Annotated in this window: 7 protein-coding genes; 4 read left to right on the top strand and 3 right to left on the bottom strand. The window is 71.4% G+C overall.

Annotation, left to right across the window (positions count from 1 at the left end):
• Window positions 1–1,269, top strand: a complete 1,269-nt coding sequence (locus tag NYO99_RS07965) for a D-amino acid dehydrogenase (protein WP_268166627.1) — start codon at window positions 1–3, stop codon at window positions 1,267–1,269.
• A gap of 31 nt (window positions 1,270–1,300) precedes the next feature.
• Here the strand turns inward: NYO99_RS07965 and prsT are convergent, their stop codons facing one another.
• A complete protein-coding gene (gene prsT, locus NYO99_RS07960; protein WP_268166626.1) occupies window positions 1,301–4,078 on the bottom strand; it encodes an XrtA/PEP-CTERM system TPR-repeat protein PrsT in 2,778 nt (925 codons plus the stop codon).
• Between the two features lie 95 nt (window positions 4,079–4,173).
• On the opposite strand from prsT, the gene NYO99_RS07955 reads away from it, so the two are divergent.
• Both NYO99_RS07955 and NYO99_RS07950 read left to right on the top strand, forming a co-directional pair.
• Entirely contained in the window at window positions 4,174–5,460 is a 1,287-nt protein-coding gene (locus NYO99_RS07955; protein ID WP_268166625.1) for an Hsp70 family protein, read from the top strand.
• Window positions 5,461–5,523: 63 nt separating this feature from the next.
• Window positions 5,524–7,923 carry a prolyl oligopeptidase family serine peptidase gene (locus NYO99_RS07950; RefSeq protein WP_268166623.1) on the top strand — a complete coding sequence of 800 codons (2,400 nt, stop codon included), beginning with the start codon at window positions 5,524–5,526 and terminating at the stop codon, window positions 7,921–7,923.
• 30 nt (window positions 7,924–7,953) lie between these two features.
• Here NYO99_RS07950 and NYO99_RS07945 read toward each other — a convergent pair whose 3' ends face one another.
• Window positions 7,954–8,610 carry a YecA/YgfB family protein gene (locus NYO99_RS07945; RefSeq protein WP_268166622.1) on the bottom strand — a complete coding sequence of 219 codons (657 nt, stop codon included), beginning with the start codon at window positions 8,608–8,610 and terminating at the stop codon, window positions 7,954–7,956.
• Between the two features lie 221 nt (window positions 8,611–8,831).
• On the opposite strand from NYO99_RS07945, the gene NYO99_RS07940 reads away from it, so the two are divergent.
• Window positions 8,832–11,003, top strand: a complete 2,172-nt coding sequence (locus NYO99_RS07940) for a putative bifunctional diguanylate cyclase/phosphodiesterase (RefSeq protein ID WP_268166621.1) — start codon at window positions 8,832–8,834, stop codon at window positions 11,001–11,003.
• A gap of 14 nt (window positions 11,004–11,017) precedes the next feature.
• Here NYO99_RS07940 and gshA read toward each other — a convergent pair whose 3' ends face one another.
• Complete coding sequence (gene gshA / locus NYO99_RS07935) at window positions 11,018–12,511, bottom strand: glutamate--cysteine ligase (protein WP_268166620.1); 1,494 nt, start codon at window positions 12,509–12,511, stop codon at window positions 11,018–11,020.
• Between the last annotated feature and the right edge of the window lie 26 nt (window positions 12,512–12,537).

The raw sequence follows: 12,537 nt of genomic DNA, 5'->3' as shown, positions 1-12,537 counted from the left end.
ATGAAGATCGTTGTCCTCGGCGCCGGCATCATCGGCATCGCCACCGCCTGGTATCTGCTCGACGAGGGTCACGACGTCATCGTCGTCGACCGCCAGCGCGACGCCGCGCTGGAAACCAGCTTCGCCAACGGTGCCCAGATCTCGGTGAGCTTCTGCGAGCCCTGGGCCAACGCGGGCGCGCCGTTCAAGGTGGCCAAGTGGCTGCTGCGCGATGACTCGCCGCTGCTGTTCCGCCCGCGGCTCGACCCCAACCAATGGCGCTGGGGCCTGTCCTTCCTGACGCAATGCACGACGGCGGCCTTCGAGCGCAACGTGGAACAGCTGGTGCAACTGGGCCGCTACTCGCACGAGTCGCTGAAGGCCCTGGTGGCCAGCACCGGCATCGAGTACGACCGGCTGGAGCGCGGCATCCTGCACTTCTTCTCCACCCAGGAAGACTTCGACGCCGGGGCCGCGGGCGCCGAGATCATGCGCCGCCACGGCGTGGACCGCCGCGTGCTGAACCGCGACGAGGTGCTGAAGGTGGAGCCCGCGCTGGCCAGCTTCGGCTCACAGGTGGCCGGCGGCACCTTCACGCCCAGCGACGAGAGCGGCGACGCCAAGGTCTTCACGCAGAAGCTGGCAGCGCTGTGCGCGGCGCGCGGCGCGCAGTTCCTGTACGAGCACGACATCCTGACGCTGCAGCGCGGTGGCGACGGCATCGAGGCCGTGCAGATCGCCGATGTGCGCAGCGGCGAACGCAAGACCGTGAAGGCCGACGCCTTCGTCGCCGCGATGGGTTCGTACACGGCCGCGCTGGTGCAGCCGCTGGGCGAGCACCTGAACATCTACCCGGCCAAGGGCTACTCGGCCACGCTGCGGCTCAAGAAGCCCGAGGCGGCCAGCACCGTCAGCCTGCTGGACGACAGCCGCAAGATCGCGATCTCGCGGCTGGGCGACCACATCCGCATCGCCGGCACGGCCGAACTGTCGGGCTTCGACCTGAACCTGGACTCGCCCACGGCGCGCGTGCGCTGCGCGGCGTTGGTGCGGCGCTACGAGGAGCTGTTCCCCGGCGTGGCGGACACCAGCGAGCCCAACTACTGGACCGGCCTGCGGCCCAGCACGCCCACCAACATCCCGTACATCGGCCGCAGCAAGCGCGCGCGCAACCTGTGGCTGAACGCCGGCCACGGCACGCTGGGCTGGACGCATGGCGCCGGCTCGGGCCGGGCGATGGCGGAGCTCATCGCCGGCCGCAAGCCGGACCTGCAGTTCGGCTTCTACTGACGCCCCGGCCCGCGGCCGAGGCGGCGCCGCGTCAGAGCGTCTTGAGCAGCGCCTCGACCTCGGCCTGCTGTGGGAACTTCTTGCCCAGCTGGGCCAGCGCCTCCAGCTCGGTGCGGGCCTTGGCCTTGTCGCCTGACTGGATGAGGATCTGCGCCAGGTTGAGCTTGTAGCTGGGCTGGTCGGGCTGGTCGGACACCAGCGCGCGCTGCACCGTCAGCGCCTTGCTGAACTGCTTCTCGTTGGCCAGCACGGTGGCGTAGGTGTCACGCAGCGCGCCATCGTCGGGGCGCAGCTTCAGGCCGCGCTCGGCCAGCTCCAGCGCACCGGGCTTGCCGGCCTTGCTGCGCAGCCAGGCCACGTTGTTGATCAGCGGCACCACGTCCGGGTAGCGCGCCAGCAGCGCTTCGTAGCGCGTCAGCGCGCCGTCGAAGTCGCCGCGCGCCAGCGTCACATCGGCCGCCGCCGTGGCGAAGGCGTTGTCCTGCGGGTGGCTGGCCTGCCACTGCTTCTCGAAGGCCAGCGCCTCGTCGCGCTTGCCGCTGGTCAGCAGCACGGCGAACAGGCGCGGCGCGGCATCGGCCGGGTCGGGCAGCGCGGTGGCCTTGCGCAGCAACGCGATGGCTGCATCCGGCCGCTTGCGGGCGACCTCGATATCAGCCTCCAGCACCAGCGCAAACGCCTCCTGCGGCAGGCGCTTCTGGCGCTCGCGCAGTGCAGCCAGGGCCTCGTCCGTGCGGCCCTGGCGCATCGCCAGCTGGATCAGCAGACGCTGCGCCATGACGGAGCCCGGCTGGGCCTCCAGCGCGCGCTTGACCTCGCGCTCGGCACCGGCGTAGTCCTTGTCGACAAAGCGCAGTTGCGCCAGGCCCAGCCAGCCGTAGGCGCGTGCGGGTGCCAGCGAGGTGAGGCGCGCGTAGGTCTTGGCCGCCTGCACCCGGTCACCCGTGGCCAGCTGCGTGCGGGCCAGCCGCTCCAGCAGGTCAGGGTTCAGCGGCTGGGCGGCCGAGGCTTCCTGCGCAGCCTGCGCAGCGGCCGCCACGTTGCCCACACGCAGCTGGTGGTCGATCAGCGCCAAGCGCAGCGCCGCCTCGTTGGGCTCGTCGCGCACCGCCACCTTGAGCACCTCGGTGACACGCTCGGGCGCCGCACCCGTCTGCAGCAGCAGCTCGGCCAGTGCCAGGCGGCCCTGCGGCACGCGCGGCTGGCTGGCGACAAAGGCCTCCATGCGCTTGACGGCCGCGTCATTGCGCTTGGCATGCAGGTCGATGGCCACCAGGCCCAGCGCCGCCGGCAGGTAGCTCGCATCAGCCTTCAGCGCGGCCTCAAACGCAGTCTGCGCGGCGGCCATGTCCTTGCGCACCAGCTGGATGCGGCCGCGCAGCGCGTCGGGCACCGGGCTGTCCTTCATCTTGGGCGCAAGCTTGTCCAGCGCCGTCAGCGCGCCGGCCAGGTCCTGGCGGCGCATCAGCGCGTTGACCACCATCAGGTCGTAGTTGCTGCCGCTGTCCTTGGCGGCCAGTTCGCGCAGCTGGGCCAGGGCCGCATCGGCCTTGGCGCGGCCGGCGCCGCCGGGCGAGGCGGAGTCGCGCACGATGGCCGTCAGCGCGAGCGCAGCCTGGGTCTTGGCGTCGTCCGGGCGCAGGCGCACCGCGGCGCCGAAGGCCTGGTCAGCGCCGTCGAAGTTGCCCTGCATCAGCTGCGCCTTGCCGGCCAGCAACAGGGTCTCCGCGTCGGCCTTGCCCGTCTCCAGCACGGGGCGCAGTGTCTCCAGCGTCTTGGCCGGTGCGCGGCGCTGCAGCTGCAGGCTGGCGTACTGGCGGCGCAGACCGGCGTCTTCCGGCGCCAGCTTGAGCGACTGGTTCAGCAGGTTCTCGGCATCCGCCAGCTCGCCCAGCTGCTGATGCGCGCCCGCCGCCAGCCGCAGCAGCGGCAGGTAGTTGGGCATCAGCTTGAGCAGCGGCAGCGCCAGCTCACGCGCCTTGGCGGCGTCGTTCTTGGCCAGCGCCAGCTGCGCCTGCAGGAAGCGGCCCTGCGGCTTCTTGGCGATCGCAGCGGGCATGCCGTCGATGAGCTTGGCCGCGTCGTCCAGCTTCTGCTGGTTGAAGGCCAGGCGCACCAGCAGCGCGCGGGCGTCGTAGTTGTTGGCGTCCAGCTCTAGCACGCGGGCGAGCAGCGGCTGGGCCTCGTCGATCTTGCCGCGCACCAGCAGCACCTCGGCCTTGAGCTGCAAGGCCTTGACCGACTTGGGCGCGCGGAACAACAGCTCGTCCAGCGCCGCCAGCGCCTCGTCCACAAGCCCGCCCGCCAGCTTGGTGCGGGCGCCGACGACGACCGCCCCCTCGTCCTCCGGGGTGGCCTGCAGCGCGCGCACGGCGGTGGCCTTGGCCTCGGTCAGATTGCCCTGCGCCAGGTAGGCCATGGACAGCTGCTGCAGCAGCACCGACATGGCCTTGGGGTCGGCCAGGCTCTGGTCGCCGTAATCAGCAACGAGCTTGCGCGACTGGCCCGACTGCAACAGCGTCTGCGCCAGCAGCGGCAGCACCTGGTCGCGCGGCGCGCCCCGTTCCTCGGCGCGGCGTAGCTCGATCTCGGCCCCGGCCATGTCGCCAGCCTCCAGCAGGGCCTGGCCCAGCAGCAGGCGGCCGCTGGCGTTCTCGGCGTTCTTCTGCAGCAGGTTCTTCAGCTCGATGATGGCGCCGGCAGTGTCCTTCTGCGCCATGAGCTTCTGCGCGGAACTCAGCAGCTCCTGCTCGGAGCGCTGTTGGGAGCAGGCGGCCAGCACGGCAGCCAGCAGGAGAGGGGCAAGCAAACGAGTCTTCATCGGTTCTCCGGCAACGGGCGCGCGATTGTGTTCCTAGAATCCGCGCCCCCTGTCAGGACTGGCCCCAAGGCCGGTAATACGCCATGAGTGCCGCCCCCCCTTTTTGCGCCATCGACTTCGGCACGTCCAACTCCGCGGTGGCCATCCCCGGCGCTGATGGCGCCATGCGCCTCATCGAGCTGGAGCCGGGTCAGCGCACCATGCCCACGGCCGTCTTCTACTTTGCCGAGGGCGCGCACGACGCCGACGGCCCGCCGCGCGCCTTCGGCCGCGCCGCCGTCGCCGCCTATGTGGACGGCCACGACGGGCGCCTCATGCGCTCGATGAAGAGCATCCTCGGCTCGGCGCTGATCGAGCAGACCACCGACGTCGGCGGCGGCCGCGGCGCCAAGTATTCGGACATCGTGGCCGGCTACCTGAAGCGCCTGCGCCGCCTGGCAGGCGAACCCGAGCGCGTGGTGCTGGGCCGGCCGGTGTTCTTTGTCGACGGCGAGCCCGAGCGCGACGCCACCGCGCAGGCGCAGCTGGAGGCCTGCGCGCGCGCCGTGGGCTTCACCGATGTGCACTTCCAGTACGAGCCCATCGCCGCCGCGTTCGACTTCGAGCAGCAGGCCATCCGCGAAGGCCGCGGCGAGCAGATCGTGCTGGTGGCCGACATCGGCGGCGGCACCAGCGACTTCTCCCTCGTGCGCGTGGGCCCCGAGCGCGTGCAGCGGCTGGCGCGGCGCGACGACATCCTGGCCAGCCACGGCGTGCACATCGCCGGCACCGACTTCGACCGCCACATCGAGCTGGCCGGCCTGCTGCCCGAGTTCGGCTACCGCGCCACCGGCCCCAGCGGGCGCGAAGTCCCCAGCGGCATCTACTTCGACCTGGCCACCTGGCACCTCATCAACACCTGCTACGCGCCGCTGCGCGTGGCCGAGTGGCGCGGCATGAAGAGCTGGTTCAACGATGTGCGCCAGCACGCCCGGCTGATGACCGTGCTGGAGGAGCGCCTGGGCCATGAGCTGGCCGCGCGCGCCGAGGGCGCCAAGATTGCCATCTCCGGCGGCGCCGACACCACGGTGGACCTGGGCCTGGTGGAGCGCGGCCTGGTGCTGCCGCTCAGCGAGAAGACGGCCGTGGACGCGCTGCGCGCCGACCTGGACCGCATCATCGCCACCGCCCACGAGACCGTAGCAATGGCCGGCCTGCGGCCTGAGCAGGTTGACGCGCTGTACTTCACCGGCGGCTCCACCGGCCTGCGGCTGCTGGTGGAGGGCATGGCGGCCGGCTTCCCCGGCGCGGCGCGCGTCACGGGCGACCGCTTTGCCTCGGTGGCGACCGGCCTGGGCCTGCACGCGCGGCGGCTGTTCGCCACGGCCTGACCTCCGGCATCGCCCCACCGGCGCTGCTACGCTGGCCGGCTTCGCATCACGAGGACGCGCCCCATGATCAAAGCCCTCGCCTGGGCCTCGCTCGCCCTGGCCGCCACCGCGGCCCCGGCCGCCGAGCCCCAGACCTACCAGCAACCCTCCGCCGAGATCCGCGCGGTGCTGGACGCCCCGCCCCTGCCCGGCCACATGCTGTCGCCCGACCAGCGCACGCTGGCGAGCATCGGCATGCGCCGCTACCGCAGCGTGGCCGAACTGGCCCGGCCGGTGCTGCGCCTGGCCGGCGCACGCATCGACGCCGGGGCCAGCAGCCCGCAGCTGACCGTCGCCATCGAATCCCTCACGCTGCGCGAACTGACACACCCGGCAGCGCCGGAACGTGTGGTGCAGCTGCCGGCCGGCGGCAGCTTCTCGGCGCTGCGCTGGTCGCCGGACAGCCGGCGCTTCCTGCTGCAGCGCCGCACCACCAGCGCCACCGAGCTGTGGGTGGGCGACGCCGCCAGCGGCCAGCTGCGCCAGCTCAAGGGCGTGAAGCTCAACACCATCCTGAGCAGCGCGATCGCCTGGGTCGCGCCTGACGAAATCGTTGCGCTGACCGTGCCCGAGCGGCGCGGCCCGGCGCCCGTGTTCGAGGCACCCAGCGGCCCGAGCATCCAGGAATCCATGGGCCGGGCCTCGCCCGAGCGCACGCTGCAGGATTTGCTGAAGAACAGCCAGGACGAGGCGCTGTTCAGCCACCACGCCAGCTCGGCGCTGCGGCGCATCCACCTCGGCACCGGCGCGTCGCGCGAGATCGGCCAACCGGGCCTGTACGCCGACCTGGAAGCCGTTGGCACCCAGGGCGTGCTGCTCACCGAACGCCTGGTGCCGCCGTTCAGCTACCAGGTCACCTGGCAGGACTTCGCCCGCCAGGTGGAGCTGCACGACGCCAAGGGCCAGCGGCTGCGCGACCTGGGCACCGTCAAGCTTAAGGAGGGCGTGCCGGTCGAGGGCGTCATCACCGGCCCGCGCAACTTCAGCAGCTCGCCGCTGGCCGATGGCGCGGTCTACTGGGTCGAGGCCCTGGACGGCGGGGACCAGCGCAACAAGGTGCCCCAGCGTGACAAGCTCATGCGCCTGACGCCGCCCTACCAGGGCGAACCGCAGGAAGTGCACCGCACCGCAGGCCGCCTGGCCGGCCTGGTGTTCACCGAAGGCAAGCCCCGCGCGCTGGTGACCGACTTCGACCGCGACCGCCTGTGGGTCACGACCGACCTCATCGCGCTGGACGGCAGCGCCAAGCCGCTGCGCCTGCAGGACCGCTCCTGGCGCGATCGCTACAACGACCCCGGCCAGGCCACCACGCGCGTGCAGCCAAATGGCCGCGCCGCCGCCCGCGTGGACGGCGACCGGCTGCTGTTCGCCGGGGCCGGCGCCAGCAAGGAGGGCGACCTGCCCTTCATCGACACCGTGAGCCTGCAGGACGGCAAGGCCACGCGCCTGTTCCGCTCCGGCACCACCCACTACGAGCGCCCCATCACGCTGCTGGCCGACGGCCGCCTGCTGACCAGCCGCGAGAGCGCCGCCGAGCCGCCCAACCTGATGCTGCGCAGCGGCGAGGGCTTCGCCCAGCTGCAGCCGCTGACCCGCGTGAGCGACCCCACGCCGCAGCTGCGCGCCATCAAGCGCGAGCTGGTGAAGTTCAAGCGGGCCGACGGCGTGGAGCTGTCCTTCTGGATGTACCTGCCGCCGGACCACCAGCCCGGCCAGCGCCGCCCGACGCTGGTGTGGGCCTATCCGCTGGAGTTCACCGACGCCTCCACGGCCGGCCAGGTCAGCGGCTCCAGCAGCCGCTTCACCAGCTTCGCCGGCTCCAGCCCGCTGATGCTGCTGCTGGACGGCTATGTGGTGCTGATGGACGCGACCATGCCCGTCGTCGGCGACCCCAAGACGGTCAACGACAGCTTCGTCGAACAGATCACGGCCAATGCGCGCGCCATCGTCGACAAGGCCGCTGAACTCGGCGTCAGCGACCCGCAGCAGATGGTGGTGGCCGGCCACAGCTACGGCGCCTTCATGACCGCCAACCTGCTGGCCCACACGCAGATCTTCAAGGCCGGCATCGCCCGCAGCGGCGCCTACAACCGCACGCTGACGCCCTTCGGCTTCCAGAGCGAACGCCGCACCTACTGGGAAGCCCAGGACGTGTACCTGAAGCTCTCACCCTTCAACTACGCGCACAAGCTCAAGACGCCGCTGCTGCTCATCCACGGCGAGAGCGACGACAACCCGGGCACCTTCCCCATCCAGTCGGCGCGCTTCTACCAGGCGCTGGCCGGCACCGGCGGCCAGGTGCGCTACGTGGTGCTGCCGCACGAGTCGCACGGCTACTCGGCGCGCGAGTCCATCGGCCACACGCTGTGGGAGATGAGCACCTGGATGAAGCGGCAGACGGCCGACCCCAAGGCGCCCCGCTGACCGCAGGCGCCTCGCGTCAGCCCCGCGGGCTTACCGGCGGGGTGGCGCGGTCCGGCGCCGTTGCGCCGGATGCGGCGCGGGCCGCGCCCCTGGGCGTGCCGTGGGCTTCTGCGGCCGCGACACGTCCGCCAGCATCAGCACCGCGCTGACCAGGCCTTCCACGGCCTCCTCCAGGTCAGCCGGCGGCTCCAGGGACTCAATCTCCTCCAGCAGCGCGTCGGCGTCTTCCAGATCATCCGGGTCCAGATGCAGGTAGATGGCTGCCAACGGCTCCAGCAGCGGCTCCTCGGGCAACTGCATCAGCGCCGGGTGCGCATCCAGCGCATGCGCAAAGCCGGCCACCCAGGGCAGCACGGTTTCACTGGGGTCGTCGGTCTCGTCGAGCTCGAAGATCCACGGGTCGAACCACTGCCGGCCGGCAATCGCCACGTTCAGTTCCTTGTGGCGACGGCGCAGCAAGGCCAGCAACTCGTCGTTCACGCGGGTAGGCGTGGGCCGGCCCTCGCTGTCGAGGATGGGCGGCAGCCAGGCCGACAAGGGCACGGCCTCGGGCTGCAGCAGCACGCCGCACAGGTAGCCGTCGACCATGCCCACGTCCAGCGGCTCCAGCGGCGCAGGCAGCGCGTCCAGCAGCGCCTGCAGGCGGTCCAGGTCAGCTTCTGAGAGGGTGTCGGCGATGGGTTTCATCGTCGAATTATCGACAGCAAGGCGTGAATAGTGCCTCCCCACACACCGGGCCGCCCCCTACAGTGGATCTTCCCAACGACGCCCTCCCCTCGAGGGCTTGCAGACCCGGCAGCATGGCTGACCGGGTCTTTTTTTCGCAGCGCCGCAGACCGTGAAGCCTGCCGCACCCCCGCCATCGCACCGGCGCGCCACGCAGGCGCTCCGCTTGCATACTGGATTCGATGCCCATCGCCGACCTCGCGCTGCGCTTCGACCCCGGCGTCGTGGTGCTGTCCTATCTCACTGCCGCCTTCGCCTCTTACGTGGCACTGGACCTGGCACAACGCGTACGCACGCCGGACCCGCAGAGCGCGATGGCCTGGTGGCTTGCCGGCTCGCTGTCCATGGGCAGCGGCATCTGGGCCATGCATTTCATCGGCATGCTGGCGCTGCAACTGCCGTTCGAGACGGGCTACGACACGGCCATCACCGCGCTGAGCTGGCTGGCCGCCGTGGCCGTGTCCGCCATCGCGCTGCGCGTGGCGGCGCTCGACCAGTTGACGGTGAAACGGCTCACGCTGGGCGCCGTCAGCATGGGCGTGGGCATCTGCGGCATGCACTACACCGGCATGGCCGCGCTGGTGCTGGCGCCGGGCATCCGCTGGCACTGGGGCCTGGTGGCCGCATCGGCGGGCGTGGCCACCGGAGCCGCCGCGGCGGCGCTGATGATCTTTTTCTGGCTGCGCCGGCTGTCCGCTGCGCAGGCCCGCTGGGGGCAGCTGGCGGCGGCGCTGGTCATGGGCGCGGCCGTGGCCGGCATGCACTACACCGGCATGGCCGCCGCTGGCATTGCCGAAGGCAGCCTGTGCCTCAGCACCAACGGGCTGCGCGGTGACAACCTCGGCACACTGGTGGCCGGCGCCACGCTGGCGCTGCTGCTGCTGACGCTGTTCACCTCGCTGCTGGATGCGCGGCTGCAGCAACGCGCTGCGGGCTTGCAGCAGTCCCTGCGCGAGGCCACGACGGAGCTGGCCGAGCAGGCGCTGCGCGACCCGCTGACCGGCCTGTCCAACCGCCAACTGCTGGACGACCGCATCAACCACGCCATCGCGCGCGGCCGCCGCGACCGCACCGGCGTGGCGCTGCTGATGCTGAACCTGGACGGCTTCAAGCCCGTCAATGAGGCCTTCGGCCACGCGGCCGGCGATGCCGTGCTGCGCGAAGTGGCCACCCGGCTGCAGGCGCAGGCGCGTGGCCACGACACAGTGGCCCGGCTGGGCGCCGACGAGTTCGTCGTGCTGCTGGAGGGCGAGGCCGACGAGGCCACGCTGGCCCAGATCGCCCAGCGTCTGCTGGATGCGGTGGCCCAGCCCATGCGCATCGGAACTGGCGAGGCCAGCCAGCCCCTGCGGCTGTCCGCGTCCATCGGCATCGCCGCGCACGGCGGCAGCGACATCGCCACCCGCATGCTCATCGGACAGGCCGACTCGGCCGCGCAGGCCGTCAAGCGCAGTGGCGGCAACGGCTTCGCATTCTTCGAGGCCCACATGCAGGACGGCGTGCGCGACCAGCTGGAACTGGCCCGCGACCTGCGCGCGGCGCTGGAGGCCGGCGGCGCGGGCCTGGCGTTGCACTACCAGCCCAAGGTGGCCGGCGACACCACCCGCGTGCGCGGCGTGGAGGCGCTGCTGCGCTGGCAGCACCCGCGCCGTGGCCCCATCAGCCCCGGCACCTTCATTCCGGTGGCGGAGCGCTTCGGGCTCATCATCCAGCTGGGCGACTGGGTCATCGACGAGGCCTGCCGGCAGATTGCCGACTGGCGCGACCAGGGCCTCAAGCTGCGCGTGGCCATCAACCTGTCGGTGCAGCAGCTGCGCCAGCCCGAGGCGCTGCTGCTGCGGCTGGAGCAGGCGCTCGCGCGCCACCACCTGGACGCGGCGCAACTGAGCTGCGAGATCACCGAGTCCGTCGCGATGGCGGACGCCGCCGCCACCGAGCGCGTGCTGCAGCGACTGGGGGAGCTGGGCGTGAGCCTGTCCATCGACGACTTCGGCACCGGCTATTCCAGCCTGGCCTACCTGCGCCGGCTGCCGGTGTCGCAACTGAAGATCGACCGCAGCTTCGTCCAGGACCTGGAAACCAGCGCCGACGCGCGCGCCATCGTCAACGCCGTCATCGAATTGGCCCATGCGCTGAGCCTGGAGGTGGTGGCCGAGGGCGTGGAGACCGAGGGCCAGGCCGAGGTGCTGCGCGCCAAGCGCTGCGACAAGCTGCAGGGTTTCCTGTTCGCGCGGCCCATGCCCGCGCAGGAGCTGGCCCGTTGGGCGAAGCAGTCACAGGGCGACGACGCGCGGCTGGGCTTCAGCGACTCGGTGTTCACCGACGTCGACGGCCTGCCCAAGATCTCCCAGTAGCGCGCCGCGGCGGCTCAGACGGCCATGCGCTCCGGCGCCACGTAGAAGCGCCGGAAGGTTTCGAAGTCCAGCGTGTCGGCGCGCTCGATGCGCGCCTGCTCGGCCAGCGACTCGGCCGCCATCGCCTCAAAGCGTTGCTGCAAGGCGGCCGGGAAGGGCAGTGCCAGCAGGGCCGCGCGCGTCGCATCGCTCTGGTGGCGGATGAAGCCCACATGGCTGTTGCCGAAGTCCTGCGCCATGACGGCCAGCACGCGTGCCGACGGGCACAGCTCGGGCCGCGCCAGCCGCTCGGCCACGCGGGCCAGCGCATCGCGATAGGCGTTGCCGCCGTGGGCGGCGTCCAGCGCCGCAGCCTGCGTGGCACAGCCGGCCAGGATGGCGCCGGCCCAGTCCTGCAGCGACCGCTCGCCGCCCTGCCAGTGCTCCAGCATCAGGCCGGGCTCACGGCCGCGCGCGGCGACGCGGTGTTGGTTGCGCGCGTTGGCGGCGATTTCGTCCGGCGTGTCGTTGGGGCTGGGGCTGCGCAGGCAGTGCAGCAGGAAGGCGTCCAGCACGCGCACGGCGTCGGCGCCGATGCCCACGGGCTCGAACGGGTCCAGGTCCATCAGCCGCACCTCGATGTACTCGACGCCGCGCTCGCGCAGCGCATGCAGCGGCCGCTCGCCGGAGCGGATCACGCGCTTGGCGCGGATGGTGCTGTAGAACTCGTTCTCGATCTGCAGCAGGCTGGTGGAGAGCTGGTTGTAGTCGCCGCCCGGCGTCTGCACGCCGATGGCCTCGTAGGCCGGGTACGGCGTCGTCAACGCGCCCTGCAGCGAGGCCGCATAGCTCTCCAGGCAGTTGTAGCTGACCGAGATGCTCGACTGCGCGTCGCTCTGGTAGCCCAGGCGGCCCATGCGCAGCGAGGTGGCGTGCGGCAGGTACAGGCTGTGCTCGGACAGGCGCTGCAGGCCGTGGTCGCGGCCCTGCACGAAGCTGTCGCACAGCGCCGGGCTGGCGCCGAACAGGTACAGCAGCAGCCAGCCCTCGCGGCGGAAGTTGCGGATGGCGCCGAAGTAGCCCTCGGTGCCCACACCCGGCAGCGACCAGTTGTAGTGGATGCCCGAGATGGTCTGCATGCGTCGGCCGTAGCGCTGGCCCAGGCCCATGCGGTAAACGCTCTTGGCACGGCCCACATTGCTGCTGCCGTAGCGGCCAATGGGGATGGTCTCGTCGGCCGGCAGCCCGCAGGGCATGGAGCTGACCCACAGCCGCTCGTCGCCCAGCGCGCGGTAGACGGCCTGGTGAACCTCGGTCAGCTCGGTCAGCACGTCATCGACGCCGGCATGCACGCCGGTGATGAGCTCCAGCTGCGACTCGCTGTAGTCGGTGGTGATGTGCGGGTGCGTCAGCGCAGAACCAAGCGCTTGCGGATGCGGCGTCAGCGCCAGGCCGCCCCCGGGCAGGGCGCGCAGGCTTTCCTTCTCGATGCCACGGCGGATGCCGAGCAGGGTCTCGTTGTCATTCATGGCGTCTCACGCGCTGATTGGGCCGA

The organism is Roseateles hydrophilus (assembly GCF_026712245.1).
GTDB lineage: Bacteria > Pseudomonadota > Gammaproteobacteria > Burkholderiales > Burkholderiaceae_C > Pelomonas > Pelomonas hydrophilus.
Note: the sequence above shows the minus strand (reverse complement) of the source record. Positions and strands in the feature narration are given on the sequence as shown.